The organism is Myxococcus sp. CA005 (assembly GCF_006518205.1).
GTDB lineage: Bacteria > Myxococcota > Myxococcia > Myxococcales > Myxococcaceae > Myxococcus > Myxococcus xanthus.
Genome location: NZ_SRLV01000015.1, coordinates 1 through 16621 on the forward strand (window position 1 = coordinate 1; position 16621 = coordinate 16621).

Annotated in this window: 6 protein-coding genes; all 6 read left to right on the forward strand. The window is 72.9% G+C overall.

Annotated features, from left to right (window positions below; all coding sequences use genetic code 11):
- The first annotated feature begins 83 nt into the window (after positions 1-83).
- The 6 genes from FMQ63_RS09165 (at position 84) to FMQ63_RS09190 (ending at position 16293) form a co-directional block, all read left to right on the forward strand.
- Positions 84-3263: a carboxypeptidase-like regulatory domain-containing protein gene (locus tag FMQ63_RS09165; protein ID WP_011550293.1), complete on the forward strand. Its 3180-nt coding sequence runs from the start codon at positions 84-86 to the stop codon at positions 3261-3263.
- Between the two features lie 49 nt (positions 3264-3312).
- Positions 3313-4167, forward strand: a complete 855-nt coding sequence (locus FMQ63_RS09170; protein ID WP_225909678.1) for a phospholipid scramblase-related protein — start codon at positions 3313-3315, stop codon at positions 4165-4167.
- An 18-nt stretch (positions 4168-4185) separates the two neighbouring features.
- Complete coding sequence (locus FMQ63_RS09175; protein WP_011550291.1) at positions 4186-6918, forward strand: hypothetical protein; 2733 nt, start codon at positions 4186-4188, stop codon at positions 6916-6918.
- Positions 6919-6933: 15 nt separating this feature from the next.
- Positions 6934-7821 (forward strand): cupin domain-containing protein, encoded by an 888-nt coding sequence (locus FMQ63_RS09180; protein WP_011550290.1) that lies wholly within the window; start codon positions 6934-6936, stop codon positions 7819-7821.
- Between the two features lie 85 nt (positions 7822-7906).
- Positions 7907-14443, forward strand: a complete 6537-nt coding sequence (locus FMQ63_RS09185; protein ID WP_171452357.1) for a HEAT repeat domain-containing protein — start codon at positions 7907-7909, stop codon at positions 14441-14443.
- Positions 14440-16293 (forward strand): hypothetical protein, encoded by a 1854-nt coding sequence (locus FMQ63_RS09190; RefSeq protein WP_011550288.1) that lies wholly within the window; start codon positions 14440-14442, stop codon positions 16291-16293. The genes FMQ63_RS09185 and FMQ63_RS09190 overlap by 4 nt, the downstream gene beginning before the upstream one ends.
- The last annotated feature ends 328 nt before the right edge of the window (positions 16294-16621 follow it).

Here is a 16621-nt window from a genome sequence, read left to right on the forward strand (position 1 = left end):
CTCCCGGCCCGCCCCTTTCACCGGCTCGAGAACCCAGGCAAAGATGCCCACCGGGTTCGAGGCGGGGCTCTCCGAGGAACGCGATGCGCAAACAGCCGGTGGTGATGGTCGCGCTCGGTGGACTCGCACTGGCGCTGGCCGTGGCGCTCGTCCATGCCCAGGACGACTCGAGTGCTCGACCACCGCCACCCACCGCGCAGCACGGTCCATCGCTTCGAAAGCTCGACGCCCCCACACCCCCGCCGAAAGGCAACCACTCGCTCCGTGGCCGCGTGCTCGACCCGTGGCGCCGCCCCGTCGCGGGCATCCAGGTCTCCGCCACGCGCGAGATGCCCGGCGAGTCCCTGTCCGCACTTCCCTGTGACACACGCGCGCCGGACCTGTCGCTGTCCTCCGGCGACTGCATTGGAGTGCCCGAGGAGCAGGTGCGGGGCCTCGTCGAGGTGGGCCACGGCGGCGCGCCCGTGGTGGCCCAGGCCGTCACGTCGGCGGAAGGAACGTTCCGTCTCGAAGGCCTGCCCGAGGGCACGGTGGCGCTCTGGGGCATCGGCGAGCATCACGCCACGCTGGCGCTCGACGTCAGCACCGGCGCGCAGGACGTGACGCTCGTCCTCGCCCCGGGCCTCTTCCTTCCCGGCCGCGTCATCGTCGAATCCGGCGCATCGCTGCCCGGAGCCCGCGTGACGCTCTTCCACCAGGAGCACTCCCGCTTCTTCGATGCCAGGACTGGCGCGGATGGCCGCTTCGCCTTCGGTCCGCTTCCACCGGGCGACTACACCGTCGTCGCCACCAGCGACGGCCTGCTGACAGACTCCCTTCAAAACGTGGAGATGGAGGACCTGAATCCCATCGTCCTCCACCTCCCCCGGCGGCTGTCCGGGCGCGTGCTTGCCCAGGACACGCCCGTAGCCGGCGCGGAAGTCCACGTGGCGTACACGTCGTCCGTCACAGTGACGGACGACCAGGGCCGCTTCTCCTTCGAGCCACTCTCTCCAGGTGATTACGAGGTGCGCGCGGAGCACCAGGGCGCGTACGGCTTCGCCATGGTGACGCTCACCGAGGAAGACGGGGACGCGGACACCACCGTGCACCTGGGCACGCTCATCTATCTGGAAGGCACCGTTCGCGACGAGTCCGGGCGCCCCATCCCTGAAGCCCAGGTGGGCGCTGGCGCGGCCAGGGGGCGGGCCCCTCCCGTGGACTACGCCACCACGATGGCGGACGGCCGGTTCCGGCTGGGCCCGCTGCGGCGGGAGCCCTACATCTTCAACGTCCTCGCCTCCGGCTATCTGGGCACGCTGCGCGACGAAGTCGCCGCGCCTGGACTGCGTCTGGACTTCACCCTCGCGCGCGCCCACCTCATCCGAGGCACCGTCATCGACGCCCAGGGAACCCCGGTGCCCGATGTGGACATCGACCTGGACAGGGAGTCGCTACCCGACACCGAGACAGACCTCCAGCGCGTGGACGCCACCACGTCGGACGAGCACGGCCGCTTCGAGCTCGCGGTCCCCCATCCAAGGCGCTACGAAATCGTCTTCATCAGCCAGGGCCATCTGGAGGCGCGGGTGACAGCGGACGCGCCGGGCCCCGAGCTCCGCGTGGTGATGGAGGCGACCGCCCGCGTGGAGGGCACCGTCACGAGCGCCCAGGGCCTCCCCGTCCACCACATGGCGATTCACCTCGAGGATGACAGCGACACCGGGAACTCCCACACCGTTGAGAGTGACGAGGAGGGGCGCTTCTCCATCACCGGCGTGCTCCCGGGCACGTACCGCCTGCATGCGGGGACGAACACCCACCCGGCCACCCGAGCGGCGTCGCGTACCGTCACCGTGCACGGTTCGGAGGTCGTGAATGCCTCGCTGCGGCTGGAGACCGGAGCGCCGGTGTCCGGCATCGTCGTGGACGAGCGCGGGCGCCCGGTGGCGAACGCCACGGTAGAGGGGCAATCCCTGTCGGGCCGGCGCAGCGACCTCCCCCCCAGCGTCACCACCAGCGACGACGAGGGCCACTTCACCCTGCACCACCTGGCGGAAGGTGAGTGCTCGCTGCGCGCGGCGAAGGGCCGGTATGTGCTCGAGGCCACCGAGCCTCGTGCTCCCGGCGCCTCACATCCCGCGGTCCTCGCGCAGTCGGGAGCTCGCAACGTGCGGCTGGTGCTGCGAAGCCAGGGAAACGTCCATGGCCGCGTGGTGCGCGCGAATGGCACCCCCATCACCCGCTTCACCATCAACCAGGAGCCCTTCCGGGACCCCGAGGGGAGCTTCAGGTTCGACGCCCCCGTCGTGGGGACACAGCGGCTGACCTTCGAGGCCCCCGGGCTGACGCGCGCCGTGCGCGAGGTGCAGGTTCCCGCGGCCGAGGACCTGGACCTGGGGCAGGTGCGGCTGGAGGCTGGGCGCAACGTCCGCGGCCGAGTGGTGGACGCGGCGACGTCGAAGCCCATCGAGGACGCCATCGTCGAGGTCCATCTGCCGGGTGAAGGCGGCGCGTTCGAGGAAGTCACCGCGCTGGCCGTGGACGTCTCCCAACGGGATGGCACTTTCGCCTTCCCACTGCTGGAAGCGCGCCCGCTGGACGTGCTGGTCCAGACGAACCAGGGGCACCCCATCCTGCGCCATCGGATTGGCACGGGTGACGAAACCCTGGAGTTGCAGGTGTATCCGGGCGCACAGGTGGAAGGCACCCTGAATGACCGCGACGGAAAGCCCGCGGAAGCCATCGTGCAGCTCGTCGCCGAAGACAGGGACTACTCCGCCTCGGTGGATGAGGGGCTGGGGGCATTCCAGGCCCGGAACGTCCCGGCGGGCACCTACACGCTGTCGGCTTCCATGGGACAGAACGCGGAAGGCCGCAGCGTGGCCTTCCTTCCGCAGCGCGTGAAGGTTCCGCCCATGGGAAAGGTGACGTTCGCCTTCACGGAAGCCACCGGTGGCGGCACGATGCGACTCGGCATCCGGATGCCTCCGGTCAAGCCGGACGTGGGGATCTACAAGGCGTTGCTGTCGGGCACGCTGCCACCGACCGTATCCGGCCGGGAGCTGCGCACGCGGGCCCGCTTCGGAGACATCCGAGCGTCCACGAAGAGCCTGGAGGGCGTGTTGGTGTACGAGCAGCTCCCGGCTGGGGCGTACACGTTCATCGTCCTGCTGGAAGAGGGGAAGCCCGCCCGATTCACCGTCCACCGGGAGGAGCTCTTCCTCGCGGAGGGGGAGACGCTGGAGCGGGACGTCCAGGTGACGCCACGGCCCCTGCCCTGAGCGCGGGTGCGATTATCGGTTGTCCCCGCCCACGCCTAGAGTGAAGCGGATGAGCGACAAGCGCCCCCTGGCGGACACGACCGAGTTGGAGCTGGACTGGCGTGGCCGCGCCCCCCGCAAGCCGGAGGCGCCCTCCAGCGCGGCCTTGGAACCGCTTTCCGAGGTCGAGGTGCCGTCCGGCGCGGGCAAGGGGCTCCCGGGCGACCCGCGCCACATGAGCATCGAGTTGCGCCAGTCGGTGCAGGGGATGATGGAGACGCCCGCGCTGCGCATGCGGCAGATGCGCGAGGGGCTGGAGATTTTCTTCGGCGCCCAGACGCGCAACCGCTACGAGGTGTGCGACGACACGGGGCGCGTCGCGCTCTACGTGGAGGAGGAGGCCCGTGGCTTCGGCGCCATGCTCCGGCGGACCTTCTCGCCCTTCTACAAGGCCCGGATGGAGTGCATGACGCTGGGCGGCATCGTGGCGCTCGTGGTGGAGCGTCCCTGGAGCATCCTCCTCACGAAGGCGGACATCCTGGCCTGGGACGGCCGGCTGATGGCGCGCATCCAGCAGCGCTTCACCCTGTTGGGACGCCACCTGGACATCGTCACGCCCGGCGGCGCCGTCATCGCCACCGTGAAGGGCCCGCTCTTCAGACCCTGGACCTTCCGTATCTTCCAGAATGACGTGGAAATAGCCGTGGTCCGCAAGCGCTGGAGTGGCTTCCTCCAGGAGAGCTTCTCCGCCGCGGACACCTTCACCCTCGACTTCCAGCCCCAGTGCACCGACTTCCGGCTGCGGCAGTTGGTGCTGGCCGTCGCCCTGCTCGTCGACCTGACGTACTTCGAGAACAACAGCCCCCGCGCCGCCCTGGGCCCGGGGCTGGACCTGTTCGACGCGTTGATGTTCTGGAAGAAGTAGCGTGGTAAATCCCCCTCCATGTCCACGTCCACGAGCGATGCGCTGAGCGCGGCAGACCTGGAGCGGCTGGTCCGCGCCGAGTCCCCTGACCTGGCCGATGCCGTCCTCGCCCTGCTCGAGCAGCCCGAGCAGACGCCGGAGAAGCCGCTGCCGAAGGATGCCTTCACCTTCGACGCACTCCTCCGGACGCTCACCCAGGCCCGGGCGCACTACGAGTCGGACGGGCGGCGTCAGGCCTCCTCCGAGGCGTGGCAGCGCTACCTGGCGCAGCAGGACGTGCCCCGCCCTCCCCGCCTGGCCCTGGCCGACCTGCTGGTGGCGCTCTACCAGCGCGGCACCCAGGCCTCGCGCGCGGCGCTGATGGACATCGCCCGCCGCGCGGACCTGCGCTTCGGCCTCTGGGGCGGACTCAAGCGCATCTACAAGCTGGCGGAGGCCAACCACGACGCGGAGCTGTTCGGCGTGCTCGCCTGGCGCTTCGACGTGGAGCGCCACCGCCCCAGCGCCAGCCGGGAAGTCTCCGGCGGCACCCTCACCTACCTGCGCCGCCGCGCCTGGCGCTACCTGCGCCACCTGGGCGCCGCCGTGCCGGAGCTCTACCCGCAGTTCGCGGTGGAGGTGCTGCGCCACTACGCGACGAACACCTCCTGGTACGGCGTCTGGGTGGCCCACCACATCTGGGCGCACGGCAGCGGCAAGTACACGCAGGACTCCTTCGCCATGCCGCCGCCGGGCGACATGGTGAAGCACCGCGCCTTCCCGGACGCGTGGAAGCGCTCGCCGGACGCGCTGATGCGCCTGCTGGACGTGTGTGAGTCGGACCCCGCCGCCAGCTTCGCCATCCAGGGCCTGCGCAAGGACTTCCCGGAGGCGCTGCGCAAGGTGACGCCCGCGTGGCTGGACCGGCTCGCCCGCCGTCCGCTGGGCAGCGCGCACGACTTCCTGGTGGAGACGCTGCAGGGCTCGCCCGAGTTCCACCAGGGCCGGCTGCGCGAGCTCGGCCTGCACGAGGCGGTGCTGGCGCTGCTGCTGTCCCCCAGCGCCAAGGCCCGCGCCTACGCCATCGAGTACGCCCGCGCCCACGCGCAGGACCTGCCGGCGGAGCGCCTGGAGGAGCTGGTGGCCCAGGGCGCCCCGGACGTGAAGTCCTTCGCCGCGGCCACGTTGGAGAAGCGCAACCCGCGCGAGCTGGGTGTGGCGCTGCTGGGGCGGCTCCTGCAGCACAAGGCCACCTCGACCTTCGCGGCGAGCGCGCTGGCGCAGTCGTTCGACCGGGCGGAGCTGCCCGCGGACTTCCTGCGCGACATGTACCTGGGCACCGGTGAGCAGCTCAACTGGGTGAAGGGCTTCATCAGTTCCAAGTACGGCGCCACCGAGCTGCCCGCGGACTTCTGGAAGGCGCTGCTGGACGACCCGCGGCTGCAGAAGAAGCCCCACCCCGTGGAAGGTCTGGCGATGCGGGCGCTGTCGGCCTACCCGGCCGCGGCCATCGGTCCGGAGTGGCTGCTGGAGAAGGCCGCCCATCCCCGCATCAGCCACATGGCGACCCAGGCGCTCATGCGCGCGGACAGCCTGCCCGGGCTGGACGTGGAGCAGGTGAAGGCGCGCGTCTTCAGCGCGAAGTACCGGGGCGTGGCCCTGGGCCTGCTGGGCAACCGCAAGCTGTTCACCGCGCGCCAGCTCACCGTGCCCTGGCTGCTGGCGCTGGCCCGCCGCGCCGACCCGGAGCTGCACGGCTTCGCGCACCGCTACCTGCTGGAGAACGTGGCCCCCGCGGACTTCAGCGACGCGGGCGACGCGGCCGCGGGCCTGGAGCGCCTCTTCGAGCTGGCCCTGGGCGCGAAGCAGCCGGCGCCCGTGCGCGCCTTCGCGCAGACGTACCTGCGCTGCCACCACCCCGTCATCGGGCCGGAGCAGCCGGAGTCGAAGTCCTACAACCTCAAGCCCCGCGCGCCGCGCAAGGCGTACACGCCGGAGCTGCTGTGGCCCGCGCTCACCGATTCACGGGACGACGTGCGCCGCTTCGCCCTGGCCATTGCCCGCGCGGAGCTGCGCGCCTGGGGCTGGCACACGCGCGTGTACGAGCTGGCGGACGCCGAGGCGAAGGAGATTCGCAACCTGGCCTATGACGCTCTGCTGCGCGCGGGCGAGGAAGGCGCGGACGCCCGGCACACGCTCCAGCCAGAGGAGCTGGACCCCGTGAAGGTGTTCTCCCTCACGGAGAGCACCAAGCGCAGCACGCGCGAGGTCGCGGTGGAGCTCATCCGCCGACACTACGCGCGGCTGGGCGGCGCCGAGCGGCTCGCGTGGCTGATGCAGAGCGCGGACCGCGAGGTGGGCCTGTTCGCGGTGCGCCTCCTCTGGGAGAAGCACCGGCCCACGCACCTGCCGGAGGGGTGGAAGCCCGCGGGCGCCAAGGAGGCCCCGGCCGCCAGTGGCACGGAGCGCTTCGCCAACGTGGACGCGCTGCGCACCTTCCTGCGGAAGATGCTCTTCGGCCTGCCGCCGGGCCGCGCCAAGGAGGCCCGTGAGGGTGAGGTGCAGAAGCGCCTGTCCGCCAGCGTGGCCAAGCGCCGCGTCATCGAGCTGGTGCGCGACCTGGGCCTGGACGACGCGGCCTTCGCCCGCGTGGTGGCGCCGGTGCTGGAGGAGTTCACCGGCTCGCTGGCCAAGGGGGAATGGCAGAGCTGCCTCGCCTCGCTGGTGCAGCTCCGGGCCGCGCACCCGGATGCGCAACTCGGAAGCGCCTGAGCAGATTGAACGCCCATGCTGCTCGATGAACTGCTGAATGGCTTTCCGCGGGAGCGCTTCCTCCAGGAGCACTACCTGCGGCGTCCCTTCACCGGCGCTTCCGCCGCGGAGCGCCTCCAGCGCCTGGGGACGTGGGAGACCATCGACTTCCTCGTCGAGGAGACGGCCTGCGACGTGCTGCTCGCGCGCCAGGGCGTACCCTACCCGGGAGACAGGCCCACGACGGCGAAGGCGGCGCGGGAGCTGTTCGCGCAGGGCTACACGCTCGCGCTGCGGCAGCCGGACCTGCACCACCCGGACCTGGCCCAACTGGCGCGCGCCTTCAGCGCGGAGCTGCACGGCCGCATCAACCTGCACATCTACTGCACGCCCGCGGGGCACCACGGCTTCGGCTGGCACTGCGACCCGGAGGAGGTGTTCATCCTCCAGACGGCGGGCCGCAAGGACTACCTGCTGCGGGAGAACACGCTCCACCCCGTACCCCTGCCGGAGTCCGTACCCAGCGGCTCCCTGGCGGCGCAGGAGAAGACGCCCGTCGAGACGCACTCGCTGAGCGCCGGGGACTTCATCTACATCCCGGGCGGGCACTGGCACATGGCGCAGGCAACCGAGGAGGCGCTGTCCATCTCCATCGGCCTGATGCCGCCCACGCTCCTGGACCTCCTCGACGGGGTGAGGGCCGCGCTGGCCAGCAGCCCGGTGTGGCGGCGGCGGATGCCCTCGCTGGGGCGTGCCTCCTCACTGGACGACCCGAGCAAACTGGCGCTGCTGCGGACGCTGTTGTCGGAGCTGGGCGGTGAAGTCCAGCGCCAGCTCGCCGACCCCGGCTACCCCCTGCGCTTCCTCGCGCAGACGGCCCGGTTCTATCTGCGCTCCACGGGAATCCGGGGCAACGGGCGCTGACGGCGCGCGGCACCGCGAACCCCTTCACTGCGCGCTCTTCTATTGAGGGCGCTGGTGCTAAGAAGAGCAGCCACTGAGGAGCGTGATGCCCGTACTCGCCATCGGCAACATCGAGAAGGTCCGCGCACTCGCGGCCAATGCGCGCCTGCTGCTGGTGGGCGGTGCTCGCGCATCCACCGCCAGCCGCCTCACCGCGTTCGAGCCGGGCACCAACAAGGTGCTGTGGAGCACGGAGCTGCCCTCCGCGGTGAACGCGCTCGCCCTGTCCGGTGGACAGTGGGCCGCGGCCGGCGCGGATGGCACGGTGCGCATCGGCACGCTGTCCGACGGACAGGTGCAGTTCCAACTCAATGACGTGCACCCCGGCGGCGTCACGGCGCTGGCCTCCAGCGCGGATGGCACGCTCCTCTTCAGCGCGGGCGCGGACGGCGTCGTGCGCGCCTGGGACTGGGAGTCCACGCGCAAGATGCACGAGTGGAAGGCGTCCACCCAGCCCCTGCGCGCGGTGGCCGTGGACCCCTCCGGCACCTACGCGGCGGGCGCGGGTGACGACGGCGTGGTGCGCGTCTTCACCGTGGCCACTGGCGCGCAGCGCGACATGGCCGGCCACGAAGGCGCCGTGCGCGCGCTCGCCTTCACGCCGCGCGACGGCCGGCTGGTGTCCGCCGGTGACGACGGCAAGCTGCGCATCTGGTACCTCGTGGGCGCGGTGGAGTTCGAGGTCCGCGGCGAGAAGGACACCGGCCATGCCGGCCCGGTGCTCGCCCTGCTCTTCCCGCCCACGCCCACCGCCAAGCCGGGTGAGGAAGAGCCCGGCGACCGCGTGTGGTCCTCGGGCAGCGACGGCCAGGTCAAGGTCTGGCGCCTGGACGTTCGCCGCAAGCCGCGCTCGCTCGACGCGGGGGGCAAGCCCGTGCAGGCGCTCGCCTTCGTGCCGCCGGCCAATCCGCGGCTGGCGAAGACGTCCCTGGGCTCCGTCTTCACGGGCGGGGATGACCGCCGCACGCACCGCTTCGGCCTCGCGGCGGATGGCTCGCCCGCGGGCGACCACGATACGTCCCAGCACGGCATCGACCTGCTGACGGAATCACTCAAGGCCGGCCGTCCCCGCCGCGAAGCCGCGGTGCGCGAGGCCGCCGCGCTGGAGGAGACGGAGGCGCTGGACTTCCTCTTCCAGGTGCTGTCCTCGGAAAAGGACGCGGAGGTCCGGCGGCTCGCCGTGCGCGAGCTGGCGGACAAGGGCCGCACCGCCGCGCGCCCCAAGCTGCGCGAGCGGCTGGACGACTCGCACCCGATGGTGCGCAAGGCCGCGCTGGACGCGCTCGTCGCGCTGGAGCCGGAGTCCCCGCTGTCCGCGCCGCGCGCGGCGCTGGGCTCGCAGCACCCGGAAGTGCGCGTGTTGGGCCTGGAGTTGCTGGCGAAGCTGGGAGGCACGTCCCCGCTGGTGCCGGGCCTCATCGCCGGCCAGCTCGCGGACAACCAGGGCGCGGTCGGCCTGGCCGCGCTGGACGCGCTCACCCAGGTGGTGCCGGGCGACGGCGCCGAGCCGCTGCGCACCGCCTTCGAGCGCGGCCCCTCCCAGCTCAAGGTGGAGGTGCTCATCCGCGCCGTGGCGGGCGGGCTGCTTGGCCACGCGCAGTTGCAGGCCCTGGTGGCCCGCGCGCTGGATGACGCGGACCCCGGCGTTCGCCGCACGGCCTTCACCGTGCGCGTCATGGAGCGCCGGGCGCTGTCCCACGCGCTGGAGTCACGCGACGAGGACTTTGGCCGGGGCACCAAGGAAGTCTCCCGCTGGCTGGTCCAGCGCGCGCGCCGTGCGCAGGGCGTCGCGGGAAATCCGCCCATCACCGATGCGGAGCTCCAGTCCGCACGCGATGCGATGCCCGCGCAGGGCACCACGGGCGCGGCCATCACCGAGAGCGACCTGGAGCCGCTGCTGGCCGCCATGGCCTGCCGCACGCCGGACACGGCCGTGCGCGGCGCTCGCGGCCTGGCACAACTGGGTGACGCACGGGCGCTGGGCGCGCTGCTCCAGCTCTCCCGCGAGCCGGACGCCGCCATCCGCCGGGTGGCTGCCTCCTCCCTCCAGGCACTCCAGGACGCGCGCGCTCGCGAGCGACTGGTGTGGATGCTGGACGACGAGAACGCGGACGTGCGCGCCGCCGCGCTGGACGCGGTGGTGGCGCTGGACGCGGACGCGTCGCTGGCGTCGGCGGAAGCCGCGTTGCGCTCGGGCCACGAGGACGTGCGCGTGCGGGGCCTGGACCGGCTGGTGAAGCTGGGCGCGGCGACGCCGGGCGCGGAGCCGCTGCTGGGCGACGCGCTGGAGGACGAGTCCGGCAAGGTGCGCGGCGAGGCCTTCCGCACGCTGTGGGCCTGGAACGAGAAGGCGCCGGAGAAGGCGCTGGACCGCGCGCTGGCGGGCCGCTTCCCCGACCTGCGCCACCGGGCGGTGGAGGTGCTGGCACAGCGCGCCGCCGAAGGCTGGGCGCTGGAGCGGCTGAAGAAGGCCGTGGAGGACCGCGACACCAGCGTGGCCACCGCCGCGTATGACGCGTGGGTGAAGCACGTGGGCAAGGAGCACGCGGAGGCCCACTTGGCGGCGCTCGCCACCACGCACGCGCCGCTGCGGGAGCACGCCGCGAAGGGCGCCATCCACGCCCCCATCGAGCCCCTGCGCTCGCCGCTGCTCAAGCGCGTCCAGGACGAGGAAGTCCCCGTCGCCGTGGCCGCGCTGGAGGCGCTGGACAAGCTGGTGCCCAACGAGAACGGACCCCTGCTGGCCGGGCTCTCCGCGGCGCCGCTGCCGGTGCGCGTGCGCGCGGTGGAGCTGCTGGCTCCGCGTGGCGCCGAAGACATCATCGAGCCGATGCGCGCGTTCATCACCGACAAGGACCTGGAGCGGCTCTACCCTCCAGCCTTCCTGGTGCCGCTGCGCATCCGCGCCGCGCGGGCCCTGGCGTCACTGGGCTCGCGGCGCCTGCTGACCTTCTTCGCCACCGTGCTGCTGCCGCACGAGCTGGGCGACCTCCAGGAGCAGGGCGGCCGCGGGCTCGCCACCGCCGCTCGCCGGGGCGACGAAGGCTTCCTGCTGGACGCGCTGGGCCACGCCAACGTGGCGGTGCGCTCCTGGGCCGCGGACGGCCTGTCCCGCCTGGGTGACGTGCGCGCCCTGCCGGTGCTCACCGGCAACCTGCGCCACGACCACCTCCCCATCCGGCTGGGCGCCATCCTCTCCTTCGCGGCCCTGGGCCCGGAGGGTGACGGCGGCCTGCTGCACGGCCTGGAGGACCGCGCCCGCGAGGTGCAGGAGATGGTGTTCGCCATCGTCCTCGCCCGTGATTTGCGCGCCAGCCGCCGGGGCGAGCCGCCCGACCTGCTCACCAGCGCCCTCTCCAGTGGAAGGCCGGAGGTCCGCTACGCCGCCGCCCGCGCGCTGGAGCTGCGCACGGAGCCGGACTCGGCGCGCGCCCAGTTGGTGGAAGCCCTGCTGCCGCCTCGGCCGGAGAAGGTGGCCGACATGAAGGACTGGCCGGCCGAAGAGGAGCGCGTGAAGTACGTCGTCGGGCTCGCCGAGGCCCTGTCCAGCCTCCAGCCCGAGCAGCGCTACGCGGCGGCCCAGGTGCTGCTGCTGCGCGACAAGCCGCTGGAGTACTTCCGCCACGCCAAGAAGGTGGCGCGGCCGAGCACGCTGGATGCGCCCTGGAAGCCGGAGACGGCACCCACCAGTTCGCCTGTGCAGGCCGCACCCGCGAAGAACTGGCTGCGGCGCATCTTCTCCGCCGTGAAGACGGACGCCCCCGCCGCCTCACCCGAGGCCTCCGCCCAGGCCGAGCGGCAGCACCTGCGCCGGCTGGCCTTCGGTGCCTACGTCGGCCTGCTGCGGCAGGTGTCCACGGGCGACGATGAGAGCCACCGCGTGCGTCGCGACGCGGTGGACCGCGTGGTGAAGCTCACGCTGGAGGGCTTCGCCGGCACGCCCGCCGCCGTGGCCGCCCTGCTGCGCGCCCTGGAGGACCCTCACCAACTGGTGCGCAAGGCCGCGCTGGCCGGGCTGAAGGAGCTCTTCCCCGCCGGGAGCGATGAGCCGCTGGCGCTGGCCCTGGCCTCGCTGGCGCCGGACGTGGCGCGCGCGGCGCTGGATGAACTGGCCACGCGGGGTGACGCCGCGAAGCCGCGCATCACCGCCGCACTGAACTCGCCGCTGACGGACGTGCGCCGCTACGCCTTCGAGCTGCTGGAGAAGCTCAGCCCGCCCGGCAGCCTGGAGCCGCTGCTGGCCGCGCTGAGCAGCGAGCACGCCGACCTGCGCGTGGGCGTCATCGAGCGGCTGGCGGGCGCCAACGACTCGCGCGTCACCGAGGCGCTGGGACGCGCCATGGCCAGCGAGCACGAGGACCTGCGCCTGCGCGCCTCGGAGCTGCTGGCGTGGCGTGGCGATGACCGCGCGGTGGAGGTGCTCGCCACGTTCCTGCGCGCGGAGAACGCGAGCGCCGCGAAGCGCGCCACGGAGGCCCTGGCCCGGCTGGCCACGCCCGCCTCGGTGGCCGCGCTGGCCGCCCGGCTGCCCGCGGCCCAGGATTACCATGAGCGCAAGCGGCTGGTGACGGCCCTGGGCAACACGCGCCGGCCCGAGGCGCTGGAGGTGCTGGCCCGCCAGTGCCAGACGGACGCAGAGGGCGTCATCCGCAGCGAGTGTGTCACCGCGGCCATGACGGTGGCCGGCAGCGACGTGAAGAAGCGCGACGTGAAGCTGGCCGTGTCGTTCCTGCGGCAGGCCGTGAAGAGCTTCGACGTCGCCGTGCGGCTGGAGGCCCTGCGGCACCTGGAGCACGGCGCGGAGGCCGGCCAGTCGGAGCTGCTGGTCAGCCTCTTCACGGACCGCTTCCCCACCGTGAGCGGCGCGGCCGTGGAGGCCTACGCGAAGCGCGTCATCGAGCACGGCGCCCCGGCGGAGCCGCTGGAGGCGGTGCTGCGCGGCGGCTCGCGCGACCTGATGCTGCCGGCCGCGGAAGGCGTGGCCTTCAAGGGCGGCGCCAGCGCGCTGCGGCCCCTGATGCTGTACGCCCGCGCGGGCGAGGACGGCCAGCGCGAGCGGGCCCTGCTGGCCCTGGGCACGCTGGGTGACGCGCGCGCCCTGGCCGAGCTGGAGACGGTGGCCGCGGGCGGCACGGCGGAAGCGCCCGTGGAGCCGAGCATGGTGTCGGCCGCCATCGAGGGCCTGGGCCGGCTCGCCGCGAAGCTGCCGGACGGCGAGGAGCGCCGCCGCGTCGAGGAGAAGGTGGAGGCCGCCGCGGTGGAGGGCGCCACACTGGTGTTGCAGCAGGCCGGCGTGAAGGGCCTGCGCGCCATCGGCGGGGAGCGCGCCCGGGTGAAAATCGAGGCGCTGCTCGGCGATACGAGCACGGCGCTGCTGGTGCAGCTCACCGCGGCCCAGGAGCTGGGGAAGCTCAAGGACACCGCGGCGGAGACGGCCCTGGCCGCCGCGCTGGACGCGCCCCAGCAGGAGCTGCGCAAGGAGGCGCGCAAGGCGCTCGACGTGCTGTTCCCCACCGAGCGCACGCGGGTGGAGTTCCACGCGGTGGCCAGCCGCTACCCGGACATCTCCGCGCCCGCCGCGGCCTACCTCGCCAACGAAGGCGACCCGGCGCTGCTGGTGCCCCGGCTGGCCACGCTAGACAACGTGACGCTGCGGCTGCGCCTGCGGCGCGGGCTCGCACGCCGGGGCGCCCTGCCCCTGCCGGAAGTGGTGGCGCTGCTGGGCCACGACAAGCCGGAGGCCCGCGAGGAGGCCGCGCTGCTGGTGGGCACCTGGACGGGAGAGGCCCGCGAGCCCGGCACGGTGGACCTGGCCGCGCTGTCCCGCGCGCTGGTGACGGCCGAGCGCCGCACGGCCACGGACTGGACCTCCGCCGCGCCGTCCAGGCGCGCCGTGCTGGAAGGCGCCTGGGAGCGGCTGCTGTGGGCGGGCTCCCGTCTGGGCGCCGCGGGCATGGCCGACTCCGCGCGCACCCTCCTCCAGGGTGGCGAGACGGCGGCTCCGGGCACCGTGCGCCAGGAGGCCGCGCGCGCCCTGGGCCGGCTGGGCACGCCGGGGGGCACGCTGACGCTCACCGGACAGGCCCCGGCGGCCGTGCTGACGAACGAGAAGGAGCGAGCCGCCGCGGCGGACACGCTGCGCAAGTCGCTGGTGGACCCGGACGCGCGGGTGCGGGCGGCGGCGGCGGATGCGCTGGCGAAGCTCGCCCCCGAGCGCGCCACTGCCTGGGCACTGGAAGTGAAGCCCTTCGACGCGGTGGCCTTCGGTCCCATGGGGGCCCGGACGTCACGGGAGCTGCTGGCCACCTCCGAGGGTCGCCGGCTGTCGGTGCCGACGCTGCTGGGGGCTCACGCGCTGGAGCCCCTGAAGTCCCTGGCCACCGACGCGAAGCCGGAGACGCGGCAGGACGCGTGGGCCGCGCTGGGCCGCCTGGGCGGAGACGACGCGGCGAAGCTGCTGCACGAGGCCGCCTTCGACAAGTCGCAAACCGAGGAGCTGCGCAAGGCCGCCTGGCGCGCCCACAAACGTGCACGCCGGGCCGCTGAGCGCGCCCGGAACCGGAAGGAAGGGAACCCGTCGTGACGACCGCCACCCGACACCCCGTCGAGCTGCGCTACGCCACCGCGAGCGACGTCGAGTCCGGCGCGGACGACTCCCGCGTCCGCCTGGCCCTGGAGGGCTCGCGCGGCACCGTGGGCGTGAGCGGCCGCGTCACCGACGCCGCCCTCTTCCGCGACGCGCTGGCCGCCACCTTCGGCATCCTCGCCAGCGACTTGCGCTACCGGGGCAAGGACCGCACCGCGTACCTCGCCTACCTGATGAAGCAGGGCAAGCGGGCAAGCGCGCTCATCTGGGAGGCGCAGAAGGCGTTCCTGGACAACGCGCTGGACGGCGAGAAGAAGCAGGACGCGGTGCTGGACCCCGTGCTCACGGTGGATCCAGACAGCGTGTCCCTGGAGGTCTTCTCCCGCGACGAGAGCGCCTACGCCCGGCTGTCCTTCGACAACCGCCTCTTCGAGGGCCGCGAGGCCGCGCACGGCTCCACCTTCCTGGACGTGCCGCCGGAGCTGCCCGCCCGCGTGGACCGGCTGCGCACCTACGTGCCCGTCTCCCTGGAGGCGCACGTCGCGCTGGCCACGCCGGCCTCGCAGCCGCCCCGCGCCCCGCGCAACGTGGAGGTGCCCCACGCCTGGCTGCGCGGCTTCCTCCAGGTGCAGTCCGCCGCCACGCTGCCCGCGAGCACCTGCGAGCTGGCGCCCATCGACCTCTACAACCTCCTCTTCGCCCTGCGCGCTCGCAAGGCGAAGAAGGCCCCCCGCGCGCTGCGCTTCGAGCTGGTGCCCGGCGCCCCGCCCCGGCTGGTGCTGGAGCCGTGGGAGCTGGTGCTGGAGTGCCACGGCGGCACGTACAACGGCACCGCGCCCGCGGTGGTGCGCACCTTCGGCCGTCAGCGCCTGGCCGCGCTCGCGCGCCTGCTGCCCCACGCGAAGTCGGTGCGGGTGCAGCTCATGGGCCCCGGCCTGCCGGTGTTCTGGGTCATCGACATGGGCGCGGCCACGCTCACGCTGGGCCTCACGGGCTGGACGGAGAGCGGCTGGTCCTCCGCCGCGGCCTTCGACGTGCTGATGCCCCGCGCGGTGCCGGACGGATTGGCGGAGCAGCTTCGCAACCGACTGCGGACCGAAGGTCCCCTGCCCTTCGACACGCTCGCCGCCAATGCCGGCGCGCCCAAGGAGTCCGTGCGCGCGGCGCTCCAACTGGAGTGCCTGCGCGGACGCATCCTCTTCGACGTGGCGCGCGGCCAGTACCGTCCGCGCGAGCTGATGCCCACGCCGGTGGACGCCGCCGTCATCCGCTACGGCAACGAGCTGGAAGCACGGGCGCACCGCCTGCTGGGCGGCGACGGCGCTCCGGGCGCGGGCGAGGTGAAGCTGACCAAGGTGCACGACGTGGTGGGAGAGGGCATCCGCATCCACGGCGAGGTGGTGGACCGCGAGGCCCTGCGCAGCTTCTTCCCCAGCTTCACGTTGGATTTGGAAGGCCGCGTGAAGGACGCCAGCTGCGGGTGTCCGCACCACCGGCGCTCCGGCCTGAGGGAAGGCCCCTGCGAGCACCTGCTGGCGTTGCGGCTGGCCTACGCGCGCCGCCGCGCGGAGGAAGAGGCGCTGCGGCAGACGCCCGAGGGCCGCAAGCTCATCCGCGCGGAGACGCGCTCCTACGTGCGGCGCGACGCGGAGAGCGGCCTGGAGACGGTGTACCGGGTTTCCCTGGATGGTCAGGTGGTGGCGGTGGAGTGGGGCCCGCGCACGGGCTCGCCGCGTCACCAGCGGCTCTGGTTCGACTCGGATGCGGAAGCGCGCGGAGCGTACTTCGCGCGCCTGGAGAAGTTGGCGGCTGACGGCTACATCGACGCGGCCTCGGCATTGGTGTAAACCCTTCAACCACGGCTCGGCCGCCACGCGCGGCCGGCAGGACAGGTGCGACGAAGAGACGACGACGTGCGCTTCACGCGCGAGCAGCCGAGAGAGGTCCGGAGTGCATCAGCCTGAGCGCCTCGAGCGCGGGAGCGGCGTTGCGCCGCTCCGGTTGGAATGCAGGACACTCTCCGCAAGGTAGCCTGTTCTTGGCTCTCTCCCTCCTAGGCACTACGGCCAGGGTGGGTAGCGGAGCCAACGACGCGACCGCCGTTTACCCACCCCGGCCGTAGTGCCTAGGAGGGGAGAGCCGGTGAGGCTACCGTGCCCCAGGTAAGATGGTGGT